Raw genomic sequence first — 22,206 nt, 5'->3', positions numbered from 1 at the left:
GGAGGGGTCCGATCCGCCGTCTGCACCGGGAGCCCGCATGATCCGCCTGACCCTGCGCTCGTTACGCGCCGAGGCGCTGCGCATGCTGCTCTCGGCGCTCGCCGTCGTTCTCGGCGTCGCGTTCGTCGCCGGCACGATGATCTTCGTTGACGGGATGCGGGCCGGGGCGTACGAGCGGGCCGGCACCTTCGACCGTCACACCGACCTGGGTGTCTACTCGGCCGGCCGCGAGACGTTGCCGCCCAGCCTCGTCGACCGGGTGCGGGCGGTCGACGGGGTGGCCGCCGCCGGCGGTGAGCTGACCAACACCGCAGGCATCGTCGGTGCCGATGGTCGGCCGGTGCTCGGCTTCACCATGCTCGTCGCCATCCCCACCGATGGCGCCCTGCGCTCGTACGACGTGGTGGCCGGCCGGTTGCCGGACCGGGCCGGGGAGGTGGTGCTCGACGCGCCGACGGCCGCCGAGCAGGGCTTCGGGCTCGGCGCAACGGTCCGGGTCGGCGCGACCGGCGGGGCGGCCCGCCCGTACACCCTGGTCGGCACGGTCGACGTGGCCGGCACCGTCCGCGACATCGGCGGTCCGTTCGTCGGCCTGGTCGGGCCGGACGCGTTGGCCCTCACCGGCGAGCGGGGCTACGGCCGGATCATGGTGGCGGCCCGACCGGGCGTCGACGTCGCGGCGCTGAGCGGGAAGGTACGCGCCGTGGCCGGCTCCGAGGCCACCGTGAAGAGTCGCCAGCAGATCCTCGACGAGGCCGTGGCGGAAGCGGTCCGCAACGTCGACCAGTTCCGCATGCTGCTGCTGATCTTCGTGGGAGTCGCGATCGTGGTGGCCGGCTTCGTGATCGCCAACACCTTCGCGATCGTGCTGGCGCAGCGCACCCGACGAACCGCGCTGCTGCGCCTGGTCGGCGCCACCCGGGGACAGGTCTTCCGATCCACCCTGCTGGAGTCGGCCGTGCTGGGGCTCGTCGCCTCCGCGCTCGGCGTACTGCTCGGGGTGGCCCTCGCCGGCGGGATGCGGCTGCTGCTGTCCCGACTGGACATGCCGGTCAGCGGTGGGCTGACCGTGACCGGCTCGACCGTGCTGACCGCCCTGCTGCTGGGCACCGGGCTCACTGTGTGCGCCGCCCTGCTGCCGGCCTGGCGCGGAACGCGGATCGCCCCGGTGGCCGCGCTCACCGACGCCGCGGTGCAGCCCAGCCGCAGTGCCGGTCGGGTTCGGTTAACCGTCGGCGCGGTCTTCCTCGCGGTCGGTGTCGCCGCGCTTGCCGGCGCGGCGAGCGCCGGTCAGCTCCTGCTGGTGGCGCTCGGCGGGGTGCTCACCTTCTTCGGGATCGTGCTGTTCGGGCCGGTGCTCGTCCCGGCGCTGGCCCGGGTGTTCGGCTGGCCGGTACGTCGCGTGCTCGGCGCCACCGGCGAACTGGCGGTCGCCAACACGGTGCGCAACCCGCGGCGGGTCGCCGCGACGGCGACGGCGCTGGTGATCGGGATTGGACTGGTCTCCGCGTTCATGGTCGGCGCGCGCAGCACCAAGGACGGCATCGAACGCAGCGTGGACGCACAGATCGGCACCGACTTCGTGGTCAGCGGAATCGGTCAGAGCCTGCCGGCCGCGCTTGTCGGCGAGCTGGCCGCCCGCCCCGAGCTGGGGGTGGTGCACGAGCAGCGCAGCACCGTCGTCGACGACGTCGAGATCCGCGCGGCCCACCCCGCGCTTGTCGGCCGGACACTGAGCGGGGTGCTGGCCGGCGACGCCGACCGGGTCGGGCCGGGACAGGTGCTGGTGCACAGCGAGCTGGCACGGGCACGCGGTTGGCAGGTCGGGTCCCCGGTGACCGTCGCAGGGAGGCCGTTCCGGGTGGCCGCCGTGGTCACCGACGACACTCCCGGCGGCGAGGTGCCCGCGGGTCACGTCATCGACCTGTCCGACCAGGACTTCGCCACGCTCTTTCCGAAGCAGCGCGGTTACCTGGCCGAGGTCGACCCCGCCGCCGGGGTGAGCCCCGAGCAGGCCCGCGACGCCGTCGCCGCGGTGCTGGGCCAGTACCCGACGGTGAACCTGTTGGACCAGGGCGCGTACAAGAAGATGCTCACCGGCACGGTGGACATGCTGCTCGCCTTCGTCACCGCGCTCCTCGGCCTGGCCGTGGTGATCGCACTGGTCGGCGTGGCGAACACCCTGAGCCTGTCGGTGGTCGAGCGGACCAGGGAGAACGCGGTGCTGCGAGCGGTCGGGCTCACCCGGGGGCGGATGCGGGTGGTGCTCGCCGTCGAGGCGGTGCTGATGGCGCTCGTCGGCGCGGTGCTCGGCGTCGGCCTCGGCACCGGGGTCAGCGCGTCCGCGATGGCCCTGCTGGACCGTCTCGGCGGCGACTTCCACCTGGTGCTTCCGCTGGGCCAGCTCGGCCTGGTCCTCGGTGTCGCGGTGCTGGCCGCCCTGCTCGCCTCGGTGCTGCCGGCCCGCCGGGCGCTGTCCCGCCCGGTCGTCGAGGCGCTCGCCGACACGTGACCGGACCGGGTGTCACCTCCGCGCCGCCGGACGGACATCCGCCGGCCGGTCCCGCCATCTTCCCCGGCGGCGGGACCGGCCAGCGGTGCCGGGTCTAGAGGCGTTCGACCATCGGGCCGACGCACCTGTTGCGGGTGTCGAAGACGTAGCGGGCGTGCTTGACCACGAGGTCGTAGTCGAACGTGTCATGGTCGGTGACCACCACCACCGCGTCGGCCGCGCGCACCTCCCGTTCGGTGAGCCCGACCATGGTGACGCCGGCCGGGAGATGGTGCGCCTCCGCGTACGGCTCGACGGCGTGGACCTCCGCGCCGAGGGCCTGCAGCCGGCGCGCCACGTCGACGGCGGGGGAGTCGCGCATGTCGCCGGTGTTCTTCTTGTACGCCAGACCGAGCAACAGGAGGCGGGCGCCGCTGACGGCACGGCCGTCCCGGTTCAGCCCTCCCATGATCCGCTGCGTGACGTGTTCGGGCATCTCGTGGTTGACGTCGTTGGCCAGCTCGATGAACCGGAACTGCCGACCGAGGCGACGCTTGACCTGCCACGACAGGTAGCACGGGTCGATCGGCAGGCAGTGCCCACCGACGCCGGGGCCGGGCCGGAACGGCAGGAAACCGAACGGCTTGCTCGAGGCGGCGTCGATCGCCTGCCAGACGTCGATGTCGAGGTGGTGCGAGAGCATGGTCAGCTCGTTGATCAACGCGATGTTGACCTGACGGAAGGTGTTCTCGATCAGCTTGGTCAGCTCGGCGACGCGGGTGGAGTCCACCGGCACGGTGCGCTCCACGAGGCGCCGGTAGAAATCGTCCACCCGGGCCAGCGACGCCTGGTCCACACCGGAGACCACCTTCGGGGTGTTCTCCAACCGCCAGGTCGGGTTGCCCGGGTCGATCCGCTCCGGGCTGTAGCCGAGGTGGAAGTCGCCGGGGCTGGTCAGCCCACTCGCCGACTCCAACAGCGGGCGCAGCAGCTCCTCGGTGGTGCCCGGGTACGTCGTCGACTCCAGGATCACCGTGCAGCCCGCGCGCACGTACGGGCCGATACCGTTTCCGGCCTGCTCGACGTAGCTCAGGTCCGGGGTGCCGTCACGCAGCGGAGTCGGCACCGTGATGACGCAGATGTCGAACCCGTCGGCGTCGGTGTACTCCGTGCTGGGGTGGTACCGGCCGCTGCCCAACGCGCGGCCCAGCCGGTCGGCCGGGATGTCCTCGACGAACGACTCGCCGGAGGCGAGACGCTTCACCCGGTCGGCGTCGACGTCGAGACCCACCACGTCGAGCCCCGCCTCGACGGCCCGCATGGCCAGTGGCAGCCCGACATACCCCTGACCGATGACGACCAGCTTTTCAGCGCTCACCCAGGCTCCCGCAGCAGATGTGTAAATGGCCTGCTGAGAGCCTAGAGGCGTCTTCGGCGACGTAAGTCCGTTTTGGGGATATCGGTGCTGCTGGGGCTCCCGGGGTCGGCGGCGGCGGTCGGGTTCAGCCGCCCGCCGGCACCTCCGGGTCCGCCGGCGCGCTCGTGGTGGTGGGCGGGTCGGACGGCGTCGGCGGGTCACTCGGCGCCGCACTTGTCGGCGGCGCGCTCGTGGGCGCCCCCGTGGTGACGGCCGCCGTCGGCGTCGGCGAGTTGACGGTCTGGCTCGGCTGCACGCTCGGCGTCGCCGAGAGCGACGCCGACGGGGTGGTGCCGGGGGCGCGCGGGCGGTCCGGCCGGCCCGGCTCGACGCTGGTGATCTGCTCGTTCGCCGCGGGCAGGTCGACGGGGCCGCTCGGTGCCACCGTCGGCGAGGTGGTCGGCAGGCGCACCGCCGGGTTCTCGCCGGCGTCGCGCGTCGCGGCAAGTGCCGCGCCGAGCCCGACAAGCGCGACCATCATGGCCGCGGCCGCGCCGACGAGCGGACCCCGCCGTCGCTCGGCCCGCGACCTGCTCGCCACCGCCGCGCCGGCCGGCACGTCCGTGCGGGTGCCCGGCCCGCCGTCGCGTAGCGCGACGGGCGTGGCCATCGCCGTCGGCGGCTCGCCGCCGGTGACTGCCGTCCGAGCGGCCTCGGCCATCGCCGCTCCGCTGGTGAAACGCTCCAGCGGATCCTTCGCGAGGGCCCGCGACACCAGGGCGCGGACCGCCTCCGGAATGTCGTGCGGAAGCTCCGGCGGCTCGTCGTCGAGGTGGCGCACGGCGACCTGGAGCGGGTTGTCCCCGGTGAACGGCGGACTGCCGGTGAGGCAGCAGTAGGTGACCGCGCCCAGCGCGTAGATGTCGGTGGCACCGCTGACCGGGCGGCCGGCGGCCTGCTCGGGAGCCATGTAGAGGGCGGTGCCCGGCACCGCGTTGGTGCTGGTGATGCTGGTGATGTCGGTGGAGCGGGCCACGCCGAAGTCCACCAGGACGACCGTGCCGTCCTCCTGCACCAGCAGGTTGCTGGGCTTGACGTCGCGGTGCACGATGCCGCCGCGGTGCGCCGCGTTGAGCGCCGCCGCCGCCTGGGCCACGATCGACATCGTCTCGGCCACGTCGAGTCGCCCGGCCGCCTCGATCCGCTTGGACAACGGCTCGCCGGCGACGAACTCCATGACGAGGTAGTCCGCCCGGCCGCCGTCGGCGAGGTCGTCCGCCCCGCAGTCGAAGACCTGCACGATGCCGGGGTGGCGCAACGCCGCCATGATCCGGGCCTCGGCGCGGAACCGCGCGATGAAGTCGGGGTCGGAGACCAGCGCCGGCAACAGGACCTTGACCGCGACCTGCCGGCCGAGGATCAGGTCGGAGGCACGCCACACGTCGCCCATGCCGCCCGTGGCGACACGTTCGTCCAAGCGGTAGCGACCGCTGAGCACGACCTCCGATGACAGCACGGCATTACCGTACCTAGAGCGGCGCGGCGCGGCGCGCCGCGGCCGGGCCACCGGGTGGCTGGTTCCGGCTGGCCGATCCGGCCTGACCTGTGTGGACGCTCGGCCCTCGGTGACGCTGCGGATCGACGCCGTCACCAAAAGCGACATTTTCCGTCGTTCAGGTCCCCGATCGTGGCAAGAAATCGCCTTCAGAGGCAGTTGGCGTCTCCTGCTCACTGCCCGTTACGGCGACGCGCCGTCGCGCAGGGTAGATAATTGTCACTCTTCCGTGACACGACGCCGACTTGTCGCCTCGTGAACCCCCTCTTAGCGTTAGCCCGGCTCGGGCCCACCCGGCCACCTCGGTGCGCAGCGCACCGATCGACCACCCTGGCGTCGGCCCCGGACACGCCGCCCCGACAATCATGGTCGCGGGCACAATCAGAGCGGCGAAGGGCGGTGCGGTGCGGGTGCTGATCGGGCGGACGCCTCGTGCCGCGTGGCCTGCCCCAGCGCGGCAGGTCGGGCCGGCCCGCTCACAGCGATGCGTGGGCTGCGGATGACCGCCGACCTGTCGGAGGTCGTGAGCGCCGCGCAGGCCGGCGACGAGGAGGCGTTCCGCTTCCTCTACCGCAGCCTCCAACCCGGGCTGCTGCGGTACCTGACCGCCCTCGTCGGGGCCGACGCCGAGGACGTCGCCTCCGAGACCTGGCTCCAGATCTCCCGTGACCTGCCCGGCTTCACCGGGGGCGAGTTCCGGGCCTGGACGGTCACCATCGCCCGCAACCGCGCCATGGACCACCTGCGCCGGATGCGCCGCCGTCCCTCGCTCCCGGTCCCGGTGCAGGCGCTCGTCGAGTTGGCCAGCGACGCGGACACCGCCGAGCGAGCCACCGAGACGATCGGTACCGAGACCGCCCTCGCGCTGATCGCCACCCTGCCGCCCCGGGAAGCCGAGGCGGTCCTGCTGCGGGCCGTGATCGGACTGGACGCGGGGTCCGCCGGCCGGGTGCTGGGCCGTCGCGCCGGCGCCGTGCGGACCGCCGCGCACCGCGGTCTCCGCCGGCTCGCGGTCCTGTTGGAGCGGCAGAGCCCGGTCGGGCCGCCAGTCGGGGTCGAGGGGGTGCTCCCGCCGCGTACGGGCGGCGGCCCCACCCTGCGGGCACCGCACGTCGAACCGGCGGACGGCTGACGTGAGGGGATTCCCGATGAACCCGTTCCGGCGGGCCGCCCACACCGACACCGAGCGGCTGCTCGACTCGGCCCGCACCCGGGCGGACGCCACACCGGAGCAGGACGCCACCGCCCCGCCCCAACCACCGCAGGCGCACCCGGACGTACCCCCGGCCGAGCCGGTGGTCGCGTTGCTCGCCGCGGCGGCCGGCCCCGCCCGCGAGGGCGAGCTGGCCGGCGAGGAGGCCGCGCTTGCCGCGTTCCGGGCCGCCCGGGCCAACCCGGCGCCGGCCGTGCCGCAGCGGTCGGGTCGTCGTCGGGTGACCACCGGCGCGGTCGCCTGGATCGCCGGGGTGGCAGCCACCGCCACCGCGGGAGCCGCCTTCGCCGCGGTCACCCGGGACCGCGAGCCGGACCCGGTCACACCGGCGCCGTCGCGCACCTCACCCTCGCCCCACCACGGTGCCTCCCGGTCGGTCGAGCCCAGCCACCCAGCGGCGCCCGGCGTCCCGTCGGCCGGCACGCCGTCGCCCGTCACCGGCACACCGTCGGCCAGCCCTCCCGTCGGGCACGTGCACGGCCTGTGCCGCGCGTGGCGGGCCAAGAAGCCCGATCAGCGGGAGAAGGCTTTGCGTACGCCGGGCTTCCAGAAGCTGGTGACCGCCGCCGGCGGCCCCACCGAGGTCGAGGCCTACTGCCACCGGCTGGTGCCCGAGACGGAGTCGCCCGAGCCGACCAAGGTCACACCGTCGGAGTCGGCGAAGAGCAAGCCGGGCCCATCGGCGAAGGCCCCGCCGTCACCGCCGCGCCCGGGCCACCCCGCCAACAGCTGAGCGGTCGCGCCGGAGCGGTTTGGTTCGGCCCTGCATCGGAAATTCGTCTGTTAGACAGAGGTTGGTGGCGCCGTGCTCGCCCCCCGACGGTGTCGGTGGGTGGGTTTACGGTGCACAGTGTGCCGAACCCGGCACATGGAGAGGGGGCTTGACCCTTGGTGACGTCACCCGACCTGGACCACAGCGCCATTCTGCGCGAGTCCGCAGCCGCAGTCCGGCACCTGGCCCGGATCTGCTTCAAGACCGGCCCACCCACCCACACCGGCGTCGAACTGGAATGGACCGTGCACGACGCCGCCGACCCCGCCCGCCCCGTCGACGCGACGCGGCTGCGGGCGGCGCTGGGGCGGCACAGCCCCGCAACGCTTGATGCCACCAGCCCGGCCGAGCCGCTGCGACACGGCGGCACGGTCACCCTGGAGCCGGGTGGCCAGGTGGAGATCTCCACCCCGCCCCGCCCCTCGGTCGGCGCGTTGATCAGCGCCACCGAAGCCGACATCGCCCAGGTCACCGACCTGCTGGCCACCGCCGGGCTGGTCCTCGGCCGCAGCGGCATCGACCCCCACCGACGGCCCCGCCCGGTGGTGGACACTCCCCGTTACCGAGCGATGCGTGGGGCCTTCGACAGTCGTGGCCCGGCCGGCCGCACGATGATGTACAGCACCGCCGGCCTGCAGATCTGCCTCGACGCCGGTGAGCCGGGCCAGGTCGCCGACCGCTGGGCCGCGGCCCACGCGGTCGGGCCCCCGCTGCTCGCCGCGTTCGCGAGCGCCGCCCGGCACGCCGGGCGGAGCACCGGTTGGGCCTCCGCCCGGATGGCGGCCTGGCTGGCCATCGACCCGACCCGCACCCGCCCGGTCTGGTCGCCCACCTGCGCCGGGGACGATCCGACCGACGCCTGGGTCAGCTACGTGCTCGCCGCGCCGCTGCTCTGTCTGCGCCGGCACGGCGCCGACTGGGCGGCGCCACCCGGCGTGACCTTCGCGGACTGGCTCGGTGGGGCGCTGCCACAACCGCCCACCACCGACGACCTCGACTACCACGTCAGCACTCTCTTTCCGCCGGTGCGGCCGCGCGGCTACCTGGAGCTGCGCTACCTCGACGCCCAATCCGGGCAAGACTGGCGGCTGCCGCTGGCGGTGCTGACCGCCCTCTTCGGCGACCCGGGCACCGTGCGCGAGGCGTACCGGATCGCCATGCCGGTGGCGGACCACTGGTCGGTCGCCGCCCGGCACGGCCTGGCCGACCCGGCGCTCGCCGCCACCGCGGCGGCCCTGCTCGACCTGGCCCTGACCGCCCTACCCCGACTGGAGCTGCCGGCCGACACCCATGACGAGATCCAGCGAGGCGTACGTGGGCGGCTGGCCGCCACAGAGAGGAGAGACCAGTGAGCGCGAGGAGTGAGCCGGGGTTGCGAGCCTCGCAGTCGCGAACGGAGGGCGGCCCAGTGAGCGCGAGGAGTGAGCCGGGGTTGCGAGCCTCGCAGTCGCGAACGGAGGGCGGCCCAGTGAGCGCGAGGAGTGAGCCGGGGTTGCGAGCCTCGCAGTCGCGAACGGAGGGCGGCGAGCGGTTGCGCGACCGGATCGCGGTGGAGTTGGCGCGGGCCCGCGCCCGCACCACGTTGTTGACCGAGGTGGTCGACGACGACGACCTGACGCGCCAGCACTCACCGTTGATGTCGCCGCTGGTCTGGGACCTCGCCCATGTGGGCAACCAGGAGGAGCTCTGGTTGGTCCGTGACGTCGGGGGCCGGGAGCCGGTCCGGTGTGACATCGACGAGCTGTACGACGCGTTCAAGCAGCCGCGTCGGGACCGCCCGACGCTGCCCCTGTTGCCGCCCGGGGAGGCGCGCGCCTACCTGGCGACGGTTCGCGACAAGGTGCACGACCTGCTGGACGCGGTGGCCTTCACCGAGCGGCCATTGGTCGCCGACGGGTTCGCCTTCGGCATGATCGTGCAGCACGAGCAGCAGCACGACGAGACCATGCTCGCCACCCACCAGCTGCGCGCGGGTCCGGCGGTGTTGCATGCCCCGGCGCCGCCCGAGCCGTCGGTCCGGGTCGGCGCGGAGGTGCTGGTGCCGGCGGGCGAGTTCACCATGGGCACCGACACCGATCCGTGGGCGTTGGACAACGAGCGTCCGGCGCACCGGGTCGACCTTCCGGCGTACGTCATCGACGCCGCCCCGGTGACCAACGGTCAGTACGCGGCCTTCATCGCCGACGGCGGCTACACCGAGCAGCGCTGGTGGAGCCCGGCCGGCTGGGACCATCGGGTTCGGGAGCAGCTCAGCGCGCCGATGCACTGGCGTCGCGATGGTGACGACTGGTCGTATCGGCGCTTCGGTCAGTGGGCGCGGGTTCGCGCCGACGAGCCGGTGGTGCACGTGTGCTGGTACGAGGCGCAGGCGTACGCGGCGTGGGCCGGCAAGCGGCTGCCGACCGAGGCGGAGTGGGAGAAGGCGGCCCGGTGGGATCCGACCACCGGGCGGTCGCGCCGTTACCCCTGGGGGGACGACGACCCGACCGAGGCGCACGCCAACGTCGACCAGCGCCACCTGCGGCCGGCGCCGGTGGGCGCGTACCCGGGCGGCGCCTCGCCGTTGGGTGTGCACCAGCTCATCGGCGACGTCTGGGAGTGGACGTCGACCGCGTTCGGCGGGCATCCGGGGTTTGCCCCGTTCCCCTACCGCGAATACTCGGAGGTCTTCTTCGGCGACGACTACCGGGTGCTGCGGGGTGGCTCGTTCGGCACCGACCGTTCTGCCTGTCGGGGCACCTTCCGCAACTGGGACTATCCGATCCGCCGGCAGATCTTCAGCGGTTTCCGCTGCGCCCGGGACGCGCGACCGGACGAGTCGTACCGGTGAGTCGTGGCACGACCGGCGGCCCGGCGGCGGGCCGGGGGCACTGATGTGTCGCCACCTGGCCTACCTGGGGCCGCCGGTCACCCTCGCCGAGCTGTTGTTCGACCCGGCGTACTCGTTGGTGCGGCAGTCCTGGGCGCCCCGCGACATGCGCGGCGGCGGCACGATCAACGCCGACGGGTTCGGTGTCGGCTGGTACCCGGGCGAGGGTGAGCCGGTGCGGTACCGGCGGGCCCAGCCGATCTGGGGTGATCCGACAATCGCCCAGCTCGCGGCGGTGACCCGCAGCGCGGCGGTGGTGGCGGCGGTCCGCTCGGCCACGGTCGGGATGGCGGTGCTCGACGGCGCGGCGGCGCCGTTCGCCGAGGGGCGGTGGCTGTTCAGCCACAACGGTGTGGTCCGCGGCTGGCCCGACGCCGTGGTGCCGCTCGCCGCCGACCTTCCGGTGCGGGACCTGCTCACCCTGGACGCGGCCACCGACTCGGCGCTGCTCTGGGCGCTGGTGCGCCATCGGTTGCGCGCTGGCGCCGACCCGGCCGAGGCGGTCGCGCGGACGGTGACCGACGTCGCCGCCGCCGCGCCCGGGTCACGGCTCAACCTGCTGCTCACCGACGGGCATCAGGTGGTGGCAAGCGTGGTGGGGCACGCGTTGTCGGTCCGCGAGACGCCCGATTCGGTGCTGCTCGCCTCCGAGCCTCACGACGACGATCCCGGGTGGCGGTCGGTGCCGGAGGGGCACCTGGTCGTCGCCACCGCGGGCGAGGTGCGGGTACGTCCACTGCCGGCCCCGGTGCGCGACGCCGGGCGGGCCGGTAACGGTTGATCGAACAGAGGAGCGAACCCATGACTGCGGAACCCCTGGAGATCTACCTCGAAGAGGGTGACCTGGAGCGCGGCCTGCGTGACGACGTCCGGGCCGGGCTGAGCGCGGGGCAGAAGTGGCTGCCGCCGAAGTGGTTCTACGACGCCCGGGGCAGTGAGTTGTTCGAGGAGATCACCCGGCTGCCCGAGTACTACCCGACCCGGGCCGAGCGGGCCGTGCTGGCCGCGCACGCTCCCGACATCGCGGCGCTGACCGGGGCCAAGACGCTCATCGAGTTGGGCTCCGGCTCGTCGGAGAAGACCCGACTGTTGCTGGACGCCTTCACCCGGCGGGGTGGGCTGGGCACGTTCGTCCCGCTCGACGTGTCGGTAAGTGCGCTGCGCGGCTCCACCGCCCAGATCGCCGCCGACTATCCGCGCCTGCGGGTCCGGGGCATCGTGGGGGACTTCACCCGTCAACTGGATCGGCTGCCCACCGGCGGTCGGCGGTTGGTGGTGTTCCTCGGTGGCACCATCGGCAATTTGTTGCCCGCCGAGCGGGCCGAGTTCCTCACGGCGATGCGCGCCGCGCTCGAGGTCGGCGACTGGCTGCTGCTCGGCACGGACCTGGTCAAGGATCCGTCGGTGATCGTGCCCGCGTACGACGACGCCGCCGGGGTGACCGCGGAGTTCAACCGCAACGTGCTGCACGTGATCAATCGCGAGTTGGGCGCCGACTTCGACCCGGACGCGTTCGCGCACGTCGCCGTCTGGGATCCCGAGCAGGAGTGGATCGAGATGCGGTTGCGGGCGACCCGGCCGATGAGCGTGCGGGTGCTCGGGCTGACCGTCGGTTTCGCGGCGGGGGAGGAGCTGCGTACCGAGGTTTCGGCGAAGTTCCGCCGGGAGGGGATCGCTGCCGAGCTGGCCACCGCCGGCTTCGCCACGGAGGAGTTCTGGACCGACCCGGACGCGCTCTTCGGCGTCACGCTGGCGCGGGCGCGGTGAGCCTGTTCACCCGGCGCGGTCGGGCCGGGTGGTGATCCGATAGGCTGACCACGCGAAGGGGAGTAGCCCCCAATGTCGTGGTCGACATACTGGTGCGTTCCGCATCCGGCCACGCGGCCCCGGTTCCGCCGGGGCGGGCGAGACCTTCGACTCAGGCTGTTGCAGCCGGGTCGAGGGCGCCCCTGTCTCCTCCTCCCGGCGTGAACGGGAAGGACGTCATGGAGGGATTTTTCGCCGCGTTGGTCGTCAGCTTCGGCGTCATCTTCGTCGCCGAGCTGGGGGACAAGTCCCAGCTGATGGCGCTGACCTTCGCCACGCGGTTCAAGACGATTCCGGTGCTGATCGGCATCACGGTCGCCACCGCCGTGGTGCACCTGGCGTCGGTCGCCATCGGCGCGGGTCTCGGGGCGGTGCTGCCGACCGAGTGGATCTCCCTGGTGGCCGGCGTGGCGTTCCTCGGGTTCGGGGCGTGGACGCTCCGCGGGGACAAGCTCACCGAGGAGGAGAAGCGCAAGGCGGAGAAGACCAACAAGACCGCCCTGGTGGCGGTGTCGGTGGCGTTCTTCCTCGCCGAGCTCGGCGACAAGACGATGCTGGCCACGATCACGCTCGCCACCAAGTACGGCTGGTTCGGCGTCTGGCTCGGCTCCACCGTCGGCATGGTGGCCGCGGACGCGTTGGCCATCCTGGTCGGTCGGATGCTCGGTCGGCGGCTGCCGGAGAAGACCATCAAGTACGGTGCCGCGATCCTGTTCGCCATCTCCGGTCTCTGGCTGATCCTGGAGGCGGTGAACGAGCTGACCTGAGCGCCGACTAGCTGCGCCGAGGGCGGGTAACGGCCCGGGGTGGACCCGGCCGAGGTGTTGCGCCAGGGCGACCAGGTGCTGGTTGCCGTGGTGGAGGTGGCCGGCGCACTGGTGATCTTCGTGGGTGCGGTGTGGGCGGCGGTGCGGTTCGTGGTCGAGGGGCTGCGACACCGTACCGCCGCCCGCTTCACGCCGATCCGGCTCGCGCTGGGCCGCTTCCTGACCCTCGGCCTGGAGTTCCAACTCGCGGCCGACGTGCTGCGCACGGCGGTGTCCCCGTCGTTCACGCAGATCGGCCAACTGGCCGCCATCGCGACGATCCGAACGGCGTTGAACTACTTCCTGGGCCGCGAGATCCGTCAGGAGCAGCGTCAGGTGGCCGAGGGGGAGCGCCGACCGTGACGCCAGCCCTGGTCACCGCGGTCACCGCCCTGGCGCTGGTCGCCGGGGTGGTCACCACGCTCAGCACCGGGGCACTGCGCAGCGGCGTCCGGGTGCTGCTGGACCTGCTCACCGCGGCCGGCCTGCTCCGGCTCGCCGGTGACCCGGGTTGGAACGGTCTGGCCGGCGCGGTGGCGATCATCGCCCTGCGTCAGCTGCTCGGGGCGGCGCTGAGCAGGCCACCGCCATGGTCCGGCCGACAATCCCCGGCGCGCTGCGCCGGGGACGATCACCACCTACCGTTGGCCTCGACAGGTGAAACGGGAAGCACGGGGGGATGAGCACATGGGCCGGCACGACGAACCGAACGAGTACGGCTACGCCGGCGGTGCCACCGCCCCGGAACCGCCGCCCGGCGGGAAGCCCGACGAGCAGGACCGCGTCGAGGCGGTGGCGGTGCCGGGCGACGACCTGACCGGGCCGACGGCCGACGCGCTCGTCGAGGAGACCGAGGACCTGCCGCCCGCCGACCGTCGAGACTGACCGGGGTCGGCGCGAGGGCGTTCAGCGGGCGTCGGGGTGCTGGTAGACGTCGGGTACGCCGTCTCCGTCGGCGTCGCGCCGTTCCCGCTCCGCTACCCTCCGGTACGCGGCGTTGCGGCGGGAGAGCACCGTGGCGGCCAGCCCGGCGGAGATCAGCGAGCCGAGCAGCACGGCCGCCTTGACCCGGTCGTCGGCCGCGCTGCCCGCCCCGAACGCCAGGTCGCCGATGAGCAGCGAGACGGTGAACCCGACGCCGGCCAGCAGGGCGATGCCGAGCAGGTCGGCCCAGGTGATGTCCTCGTCCAGCTCGGCGCGGGTGTACCGGGCCAGCAGGAACGTCGCGCCGAAGATGCCGATGCTCTTGCCGAACACCAGTGCGGCGACGATGGCGATCACGATCGGGTCGGTCAGCAGGGCGCCCGGGTCGGTGCCGCGCACCGTGACCCCGGCGGCGAACAGGGCGAAGATCGGCACCGCGAAGCCGGCCGACACCGGCCGCCAGCGATGCTCCAGGCGCGCGGCGAGCCCACCCTCGCCCGCGTCCACCGCGCCCGCCCCCGCGTCACCGGTGACCGGCTGGTCGCCGCGTACCTGTCGGCGGGCGAGCACCGGGACCGTGAAGCCGAGCAGGACACCGGCCACCGTGGCGTGCACACCCGAGGCGTGCACCAGTGCCCAGGCGGTGACCGCGAGGGGGATCAGCGCCCACCACCAGGTACGCCCCCGCTGCACCAGCACCGCGAAGAGCCCGATCGGCGCCACCGCGGCGAGCAGCGCGACGGGCTGGAAGTCGGCGGTGTAGAAGATCGCGATGATGGTGATCGCGAACAGGTCGTCGACCACCGCGAGGGTGAGCAGGAATGCGCGGAGCCCCTGCGGCAGGTGTGAGCTGACCACCGCCAGCACGGCGAGTGCGAAAGCGATGTCGGTGGCGGTCGGAATGGCCCAGCCCCGCAGGCCCGTTCCGCCCGTGCCGAGGACGACCGCCACGTAGATCAGCGCCGGTAGCAGCATTCCACCGAACGCGGCCACCACCGGCAGCGCGGCCCGGCGCGGGTCGCGGAGCTCACCGGCGACGAACTCCCGTTTGAGTTCCAGGCCCACCACGAAGAAGAAGATCGCCAGCAGGCCGTCCGCCGCCCAGGTGGCCACGTCCAGGTGGAGGTGCCAGGGTGCGCCGCCGGGCCAGGGCACGAGGCCCCCGAGTCGGGCGTACGAGTCCGACCACGGGGAGTTGGCCCAGATCAGCGCGATCACGGCACCCGACAGCAGCAGCGCCCCACCGACGGTCTCGGTGCGCAGCACGTCGGCCAGGTGACGCGCCTGCGGCCAGGACGACCGGGAGAACAGCCGGGTCTTCGCGGGACGTGGTCCGGCCGGTGGGGTGCGGGGGGTCATGTGCGGGCTCACCTACGGGAGTCGGGACGGCAGGAATCCACTCGCCGACCAGACTTCCCGGCACACCGTTGTCGACCCTATCCGGCGGTGCGGCGGGCGCGAGTGCCGGGCCGATCGGACGCCGTCTGATCAGCGTTCGACTTTTTCCCCGTTGTCGCCGCTGCCGAATGGCCGTTTGTCGGGTTGGTCATGCGGGTGCACATCTCGCCTCCGGAAAATAGATAACTCCGGACATAAGCCGTATGAGCCGCTTTAATGGTTTCACGAGTTTAAAGACGACCTTGGGGGTTTTTGTGAAGTTCTTTGCCGTAACCGGACCGGCACGGGGGCGCTCCTGATGGACCTGCTCCGCCAATTGCGCCACGTGCGTCGGCACTGGTGGGTCGCGCTGGTCACGGTCATGGTGGCTCTCGGCGTGTCGGCGTTTCTGACCGTCCGGGCCCAACCTCGGTACGTCGCCTCGGTGACCTTCTTCGTCACCACCCCCAACACTGGTGTGACCGATGCCTACCAGGGTGGGCTCTTCCTCCAGCAGCGCGTCAAGTCGTACGCCGACCTGCTCACCAGCGACCGGCTGGCGCAGAGCGTGGTGGCCGAGACCCCCGTCGGCCTCACCGCGGACGAGGTGCAGCGCCGGGTGAGCACCTCCACCGAGACGGGCACCGTCCTGCTGCGGGCGTCGGTCACCGACACCGACCAGACCCGCGCGTTGCGCGTGACGGAGACCCTCTCCAGCAAGTTCGTCGAACTCGTTCAGAAGGTCGAGACGACGCCGGAGGGCAAGGCGCCCATCAAGATCGAAGTGGTGAGTGGCCCGCGGGTCAGCGCCGACCCCGTCTCGCCGCAGCCGGTCCGCAACCTCACCCTGGGTGGCCTGGTGGGCCTGCTCCTCGGCATCGGTCTGGCGATCCTGCGGGGCGTCGCCGACGTTCGGCTGCGTGACTCCGCCGGCCTGCAACGCGCCACCGGCAGCCCGCTGCTCGGGGAGATCCCGTTCGAGGCCAACGCCCGCAGCGCCCCGCTGATCGTGGGCGACGCGGCGACCTCGGCGCGCGCCGAGGCGGTCCGCAAGCTGCGGACCAACCTGCGCTTCGTGGACGTGCACGAGCCGGCCCGGGTGATCGCGGTGACCAGCGCCCTGCAGGGCGAGGGCAAGACCACGCTCTCCTGCAACCTGGCCATCGCGCTTGCCGAGGCGGGCTGGCGGGTCCTGCTCGTCGACGCGGACCTGCGCCGCCCGAAGGTCGACGACTACCTGGGCCTGGACGCCGGCGTCGGCCTCACCGACGTGCTGGTCGGCGACGTGAAGGTGGGCGACGTCGTGCAGCGCTGGGGCGACAAGTCGCTGCTGGTGCTGCCCAGCGGCTCGGCCCCGCCGAACCCGAGCGAGCTGCTCGGCTCCAAGGCCATGTCGGACCTGCTGCTGGCGTTGCGCGAGTCGGCGGACATCGTCATCATCGACACCGCGCCGCTACTCGCGGTGACCGACGGTGTGGTGGTGGCCGTGCAGGCCGACGGCGCGCTGCTGGTGACGCAGCAGGGCCGTACCTCCCGGACCCAGGTCGCCGCGGCGGCCCGGTCACTGCACTCGGTCTCCGTTCGGCTCCTCGGCTGTGTGCTGAACATGGCCAAGGTCGCCAAGGCCGAGGCGTACCAGTACGAGGCCTACCGGGTGGTCGCCTCGACGGCCGAGGCGTCGCTGCCGGCCGACCGGGCCACGTCCGGCCGGCACAGCGCGACCGCCGACGGGGTCAACGGCGTCCCCGACCACACCCAGGAACTCACCCGGCTGCCCCGATGAGCGCGGCGAGGGGTCGCAGGGACCGTTCGATCTCCTCGGCGCAGCGTCGGAAGTCGGCCGCGGTACCGCCGATCGGGTCCCGGAGGTCGTCCTCGTCCGGAGCGGCGGGTTGCAGCCGTCCCCGGGCCTGGGCGGCGGCGGCGATCGCCGCCCGCAACGGGTCGTCGGCCGAGTCGGCGGGCGGTTCGGCCGCCGCGGCCAGCCGGCCGAACTGGCGCAGCGTGAACGTCCGGTGCAGCGCCCCCGGTGCCAGCGCCGTGCAGACCGAGCGCTGGCGCCGCGTCGCGGTCAGCACGAGCGTGGCCTCGACCAGGTACTCGGGGCGCAACGCCCGGGTCCGGAACACCGCCGGGTCCGCGCCGCTCTCGGTCGCGACCTCCATGGCGTACGGGTGCATGGCCAGCCCGTCGACCGTGTCCGTGCCGGCACTGGCGACCTCGACGGGTCGGTCGGCAAGTAGCCGACGGGCCAGGTACTCGGCCATCGGCGACCGGCACAGGTTGGCGTGGCAGACGAACAACACGCGATCAGCCATCGGGGCCCCTCTCGTCGGTACGGACACGGACGCGCGCACCGCGAGGGCGGTGCGTCGACGCCGGTGGCCGCGCGGGGAGGGGTTGTCGGCATCGTACGCGGGCGGCACGCGCGCCGGTCGTGGTGCCGCGCCGGCCGCCGGCGATCGCTGCGGAACGGGAGTGGACCGATGAAGATCGGCATCCTGTCGTACCACTTTCCGCCCGAGCCGGCGTTCATCCCCGGGAGCCTCGCCGAGGAGCTGGCCGCACGCGGACACGAGGTGCGGGTCCTCACCGGCTTTCCGGACTACCCCGGCGGGCACGTCTATCCCGGCTGGCGACAGCGGTGGCACCACGAGACGCACAGCCAACGGTTGAGCGTCCGACGGGTGCCCCGGTACCCCGGAGGCGCGGCCTCGATCGGCGGTCGGATGGCCAGCTACCTCTCCTTCGCCGGTAGCGCGGGGCTCGTCGCCCGCCGGTACCTCGGCGACGTGGACGCGCTCTACGTCTTCCAACTGCCGGCGACGACGTTCGCCGCTGCCGGGGTGCTCCGGCTGCTCGGACGGGTGCCGGCGGTGCTGCACGTGCAGGACGTCTGGGCCCGCGACGGCGCGGACGAGGGGGACGAGGGGCGCTGGGCGGCGCGGCTGGGCAGCACGATGACCCGGATCTACCGGACCGCGGCGCGAATCGCGGTCGCCGCGCCGTCGATGCGGGATCTGGTGGTCGCGGCCGGCGCCGACCCGGCGCGGGTCCGAACCGTGCTGAACTGGACCGACGAGCGGATCTTCCACCCGGCGACGCCCGGCGCGGCGGCCCGTCAACTGGTCCGCCGGGATGGCCGGTGCGTGGTGATGCACGCCGGGACCATCGGCGCGCGCCAGGGGCTGGAGACCGCGGTCCGGGCGGCCGCGGCGCTGGACCGGACGATGGATCTGGTCCTGGTGGGTTCGGGTGCGGCGGAGCGGCGGGTGCGGGGGCTCGCCGCCGAGCTGGGTGCGGAGAACGTCCGCTTCCTGGAGCGGCGCTCGCCTGTCGACATGCCCGAGCTGTACGCCGCCGCCGACTACCAGTTGGTCATGTCGCGCGACCTTCCGGAGCTGCGCGGCACGGTGCCCGGCAAGCTCCAGGCCGCGCTCTCCTGTGCCGCGCCGGTGATCGCGTCGACCGGCGGGGACACGGCCGAGCTGGTCGAACGGGCTCGCGCCGGGCTGTCCTGCCCACCTGAGGACTGGGCGGCGCTTGCCGACCGGTTCTGGTTGGCGGCCACCATTCCGCCGCCGACCCGCATCGAGATGGGTCGACGGGGGCGGGCCGCGTACCTGCGGGAGATGTCCCTGCCGGCCGGCGTGGACCAGATCGAACGGCTGTTGCACGAGGCGGCCGGGCGAGTCGCGCAGCCGGCCGCGGAACCACGAGGGAAATTCGCTTAAAGGGCGTCAAGCGCAATAACGGTACGAAGTTCTCAGAGACGTGCTAAGAACGTCAGGAATCGACCTCTTGTCCGGTTCCGCGAGCGGGAGTGTGGTGTGACGGTGAGTGAACGACCGATCCGGCGGCGGAGCCGGTCGCGGCGTCGTCGGCGCGCCCGACTGCGACGGGCCCTCCTGGGCGCCCTGGTGGTCGGCTCGCTGCTGCTGGCGACCGCTGGATGGGTCGGCTTCCGCGGCTGGCAGGCGCGCACTCACCTGCTCAACGCGGCCGGCCTGGCGCGCGAGCTGAGCGCCCAGGTCGTCGGCGGCGACACCGACCGTGCCCTGCGGACGCTCGCCGCCCTCCAGGAGCAGGCCGGCGCGGCCCGAGCGGCAACTGCCGACCCGAGTTGGCAGCTCGGACGGCGTACGCCCATCGCCGGCGACGACCTCGACGCGGTCGCGCAGATCGCCGTCGCCATCGACGAACTGGCGCGGCACGCGTTCCCCACCCTGCTCCGGGCGGACCTGACCAGCCTGGTGCCGACCGGCGGCCGGGTGGACCTCGCCCGACTCACCGCCGTCTCCACCCAGTTGACCGAGGTGCACGAGTCGGTGCAGCGGACGCGCCGGAACCTGGCGGCGGTGCCGGCCGGCAGCCTGGTCAGCCAGGTCCGGCAGGCGCTCGGTGACCTGCGCGACGAGATCGACCGGCTGGCCAGCCTCACCACGGCTGCCGACCAGGGAGCCCGCCTGCTCCCGCCGCTACTCGGCGCCAACGGCCCGCGCCGCTACCTGCTCGTCTCGCAGAACCTCGCCGAGTTGCGCGCCACCGGCGGCATGTTCGGCGCGTACGCGATGATCGAGGCCGAGGACGGCCGGGTGGAGATGGGCAAGCAGGGCAGCACTGCCTCGCTCGGCCGCTTCGTGCCGGCGCTGAAGGTGCCCGCCGAGACCCGGGCCATCTGGACGGACCTACCCGGCATCTACCCCGCCGACGTCAACCTGTCCCCGCACTTCCCGACCGCCGCGACGTTGTACCGCGAGATGTTCCGGCGCAAGACCGGCACCACCGTCGACGGCGTGCTCGCCGTCGACCCGGTGGTGCTGTCGTACCTGCTCAAGGCGACGGGTCCGGTGCTGGTGCCCGGCGGGGTTCCGCTCGCCAGCGAGAAGGTCGTGCAGACCCTGCTCAACGACAGCTACCAGCGCCTCGACGTCAAACAGCAGGACGAGTTCTTCGCGGCGTCGGCGGCTTCGGTGTTTGACACCTTCTTCAAGAAGAATGTCAACCCGCGGGTGTTGTTGTCCGCATTTGACCGTGCTATCACCGAACGCCGGATATTGTTCTGGAGTGCCCGACCTGAGGAACAGCGGACATTCGGCGACAGCCGGATGGCCGGGACGCTTCCGGAACAGGACACCGTGCCGACTGTCGGCGTGTTCCTCAACGACGGCAGCGGCGCGAAGCTCGGCTACTACCTGAAGCCGACGGCGAACCTGACGGTCGGCGAATGCCGGTCGGACGGCCGTCGTGAGCTCCGGCTGAGGGTGACTCTGCGCTCGACGGCACCGAAGACCGGACTCAGCGAGTCCATCCTCGGCCTCGGTATGGCTGGTGATCCGTACACCGTCCGCACCTTGGTTTCGATCTTCAGTCCCGCTGGCGGAGCGGTGCTCGAAGGCCGCCTCGATGGGGCCGAGACGGCGCTTGGCAGCGGCACCGAACGCCGCCGCCAGGTGGCGACGGCCAGCGTGGACGTCGGCCCCGGCGCCGAGAGGGCGCTGGAGGTCACCGTGCTGACGGCCAAGACCGGCGTCGGGCAGGCCGAGCTGTGGCTGACCCCCACCGCAAGCCCGTGGACCACCCAAGTTCATTCCGCACCAAGCTGTGAACAGTAGGAGGGAACCAATCATGCGGCTATCCCGCATCATCATGGCGCTCACGGTCGGTCTGGCCGTGGTGGCTGTGCCGACGGCAGCGGGGGCGGCGCAGCCGCAGCCGACGCCCAGCGCGACCACCGGCCCGACCCAACCGCCGCCGTACGCGCCGCAACCCCCGGCCCTGACCGTCAACCGGCCGACGATCTTCCTCGGCGAGACGGTCGTGCTGACCGGCGCCAACTTCGGTCCGACCGAGACCGTCGACATCACCGTGACGGTCACGCCGCTGGCCGCTCCGGCCGGCGGTCCGGCTCCGGCTCGCCGCAGCGACGGCAGCACCGTGGCCATGGCTCCGGTGGCCTACCAGGCGAGCGCGCCCCTGCACTTCACGGCGTACACCAACGGCCAGGGCCGCTTCACCAAGAGCTACAAGCCGTCGGTGACGGGTCTGCTGACCTTCACCGCCACGGGCCGGGAGTCCGGTCGTACCGCCAGCACCGAACTGCGGGTGCTGCACAAGAAGCAGCCGCTGCCCGTCACGGGCGACAGCATCGGCACGCCCATGAAGCTCGGCGGCGGCCTGGTCGGCGCCGGAGCGATCATGCTGCTGCTGACCCTGGCCTGGCGTCGCCGCCAGCGCTTCGGTAGTGCGGCACACTGATCCACCACCGGGCCAAACGCCCGGATCGCACGGAAGCTGGCGCCCGTCGGAACACTCCGACGGGCGCCAGCCCGTTCACGCCGACCCCGAATCCCAGGACTGCGCACGTTCTGAGAACTTCATCCGGCCGGTCGGCCCGGTCGGCCCGGTCGGCCCGGTCGGCCCCCGGTCGGCCACGGTCGGCCACGGTCGGCCCGGTCGGCCCGGTCGGCCCGGTTGGCCCGGTCGGCCCGGTTGGCCCGGTCGACCCGGTTAGCCCGGTCGGCCCGGTTGGCCCGGTTGGCCCGGTTGGCGCCTGGTCAATGCAGCCATGACCAACTCGGGTTTCAGGAAATCGGGGTGTCCCAGCGTCCCGGATGCCCCGATTTCCGTGAACCCGAGTGGATCAAACCCGACCGGGTGGTCTGGACGTCGCTCGCGGCGTGCCGTGTGGGTGGTTTGGCCAGTTGTGGGTGCTCTGGGTGGTGACCGGGCGCACTCGTGGGTTGGAATCGTGGCCGGGCCGGGGTCGTTACACACCCTGACGATCGCAGCACCACCGACCCGCCGCCCTCGTGGGGGCTGCTGGTAGGTGGGAATGGCGGCCTCCGCCCGGTCGTTACCGTCCCCACGAACGACCGCAGGGCCAACCCCGGAATGACCCCCGGCCCCCCGGTCGTTACACAGGGACCCGGCGCCACGAGCCCCCCGCTCGTCAGGTCGCCAACCCCCTCAAACCTTTTCTGCAGCGCCGGACGAGGTGCTCACACCCGTAACAGGTGTGCGGGTGTCCTTACCC

Annotated in this window: 19 protein-coding genes; 15 read left to right on the top strand and 4 right to left on the bottom strand. The window is 72.7% G+C overall.

All coding sequences use genetic code 11. The features are described from left to right. The first annotated feature begins 37 nt into the window (after window positions 1–37). A complete protein-coding gene (locus ACWER9_RS21655) occupies window positions 38–2,512 on the top strand; it encodes an ABC transporter permease (protein ID WP_452303551.1) in 2,475 nt (824 codons plus the stop codon). Between the two features lie 94 nt (window positions 2,513–2,606). Here ACWER9_RS21655 and ACWER9_RS21650 read toward each other — a convergent pair whose 3' ends face one another. Both ACWER9_RS21650 and ACWER9_RS21645 read right to left on the bottom strand, forming a co-directional pair. Next, window positions 2,607–3,869, bottom strand: a complete 1,263-nt coding sequence (locus ACWER9_RS21650; protein ID WP_452303550.1) for a nucleotide sugar dehydrogenase — start codon at window positions 3,867–3,869, stop codon at window positions 2,607–2,609. Between the two features lie 124 nt (window positions 3,870–3,993). Continuing rightward, window positions 3,994–5,364: a protein kinase domain-containing protein gene (locus ACWER9_RS21645; protein WP_452303549.1), complete on the bottom strand. Its 1,371-nt coding sequence runs from the start codon at window positions 5,362–5,364 to the stop codon at window positions 3,994–3,996. A 538-nt stretch (window positions 5,365–5,902) separates the two neighbouring features. On the opposite strand from ACWER9_RS21645, the gene ACWER9_RS21640 reads away from it, so the two are divergent. From ACWER9_RS21640 to ACWER9_RS21595, 10 genes are all read left to right on the top strand, one after another. Further along, window positions 5,903–6,535: an RNA polymerase sigma factor gene (locus tag ACWER9_RS21640; RefSeq protein ID WP_452303577.1), complete on the top strand. Its 633-nt coding sequence runs from the start codon at window positions 5,903–5,905 to the stop codon at window positions 6,533–6,535. Between the two features lie 16 nt (window positions 6,536–6,551). After that, window positions 6,552–7,349, top strand: coding sequence for a hypothetical protein (locus tag ACWER9_RS21635; protein ID WP_452303548.1), 798 nt, complete (start codon window positions 6,552–6,554; stop codon window positions 7,347–7,349). Between the two features lie 155 nt (window positions 7,350–7,504). Next, entirely contained in the window at window positions 7,505–8,740 is a 1,236-nt protein-coding gene (gene egtA, locus ACWER9_RS21630) for an ergothioneine biosynthesis glutamate--cysteine ligase EgtA (RefSeq protein WP_452303547.1), read from the top strand. 140 nt (window positions 8,741–8,880) lie between these two features. Continuing rightward, on the top strand, window positions 8,881–10,218 hold the full coding sequence (egtB, locus tag ACWER9_RS21625) for an ergothioneine biosynthesis protein EgtB (RefSeq protein WP_452303576.1): 1,338 nt from the start codon (window positions 8,881–8,883) through the stop codon (window positions 10,216–10,218). Window positions 10,219–10,261: 43 nt separating this feature from the next. Continuing rightward, a complete protein-coding gene (gene egtC / locus ACWER9_RS21620; protein WP_452303546.1) occupies window positions 10,262–11,038 on the top strand; it encodes an ergothioneine biosynthesis protein EgtC in 777 nt (258 codons plus the stop codon). 20 nt (window positions 11,039–11,058) lie between these two features. After that, window positions 11,059–12,024 carry an L-histidine N(alpha)-methyltransferase gene (gene egtD / locus ACWER9_RS21615; RefSeq protein WP_452303545.1) on the top strand — a complete coding sequence of 322 codons (966 nt, stop codon included), beginning with the start codon at window positions 11,059–11,061 and terminating at the stop codon, window positions 12,022–12,024. A 218-nt stretch (window positions 12,025–12,242) separates the two neighbouring features. Then, window positions 12,243–12,830, top strand: coding sequence for a TMEM165/GDT1 family protein (locus ACWER9_RS21610; RefSeq protein WP_452303575.1), 588 nt, complete (start codon window positions 12,243–12,245; stop codon window positions 12,828–12,830). Between the two features lie 39 nt (window positions 12,831–12,869). Further along, entirely contained in the window at window positions 12,870–13,232 is a 363-nt protein-coding gene (locus tag ACWER9_RS21605; protein ID WP_452303544.1) for a DUF1622 domain-containing protein, read from the top strand. After that, complete coding sequence (locus tag ACWER9_RS21600) at window positions 13,229–13,552, top strand: hypothetical protein (protein ID WP_452303543.1); 324 nt, start codon at window positions 13,229–13,231, stop codon at window positions 13,550–13,552. Before ACWER9_RS21605 ends, ACWER9_RS21600 begins: the two co-directional genes overlap by 4 nt. 4 nt (window positions 13,553–13,556) lie before the next feature. Further along, window positions 13,557–13,754 carry a hypothetical protein gene (locus ACWER9_RS21595; RefSeq protein ID WP_452303542.1) on the top strand — a complete coding sequence of 66 codons (198 nt, stop codon included), beginning with the start codon at window positions 13,557–13,559 and terminating at the stop codon, window positions 13,752–13,754. Window positions 13,755–13,775: 21 nt separating this feature from the next. Here ACWER9_RS21595 and nhaA read toward each other — a convergent pair whose 3' ends face one another. Beyond that, window positions 13,776–15,152, bottom strand: coding sequence for a Na+/H+ antiporter NhaA (gene nhaA, locus ACWER9_RS21590; protein ID WP_452303541.1), 1,377 nt, complete (start codon window positions 15,150–15,152; stop codon window positions 13,776–13,778). Between the two features lie 337 nt (window positions 15,153–15,489). Here nhaA and ACWER9_RS21585 point away from each other — a divergent pair, with 337 nt between their 5' ends. Beyond that, window positions 15,490–16,953, top strand: a complete 1,464-nt coding sequence (locus ACWER9_RS21585; protein WP_452303540.1) for a polysaccharide biosynthesis tyrosine autokinase — start codon at window positions 15,490–15,492, stop codon at window positions 16,951–16,953. Here ACWER9_RS21585 and ACWER9_RS21580 read toward each other — a convergent pair. Next, complete coding sequence (locus ACWER9_RS21580; protein ID WP_452303539.1) at window positions 16,934–17,488, bottom strand: arsenate reductase/protein-tyrosine-phosphatase family protein; 555 nt, start codon at window positions 17,486–17,488, stop codon at window positions 16,934–16,936. The genes ACWER9_RS21585 and ACWER9_RS21580 overlap by 20 nt on opposite strands. Window positions 17,489–17,656: 168 nt before the next feature. Here ACWER9_RS21580 and ACWER9_RS21575 point away from each other — a divergent pair, with 168 nt between their 5' ends. The 3 genes from ACWER9_RS21575 (at window position 17,657) to ACWER9_RS21565 (ending at window position 21,428) form a co-directional block, all read left to right on the top strand. After that, window positions 17,657–18,904, top strand: coding sequence for a glycosyltransferase family 4 protein (locus ACWER9_RS21575; protein WP_452303538.1), 1,248 nt, complete (start codon window positions 17,657–17,659; stop codon window positions 18,902–18,904). 102 nt (window positions 18,905–19,006) lie between these two features. Beyond that, complete coding sequence (locus tag ACWER9_RS21570; protein WP_452303537.1) at window positions 19,007–20,785, top strand: DUF4012 domain-containing protein; 1,779 nt, start codon at window positions 19,007–19,009, stop codon at window positions 20,783–20,785. Window positions 20,786–20,798: 13 nt separating this feature from the next. Then, window positions 20,799–21,428 carry a hypothetical protein gene (locus ACWER9_RS21565; RefSeq protein WP_452303536.1) on the top strand — a complete coding sequence of 210 codons (630 nt, stop codon included), beginning with the start codon at window positions 20,799–20,801 and terminating at the stop codon, window positions 21,426–21,428. Window positions 21,429–22,206: the final 778 nt, after the last annotated feature.

This window comes from Micromonospora sp. NPDC003944, assembly GCF_053605225.1.
This window is presented reverse-complemented; position numbering and strand designations above follow the sequence as displayed.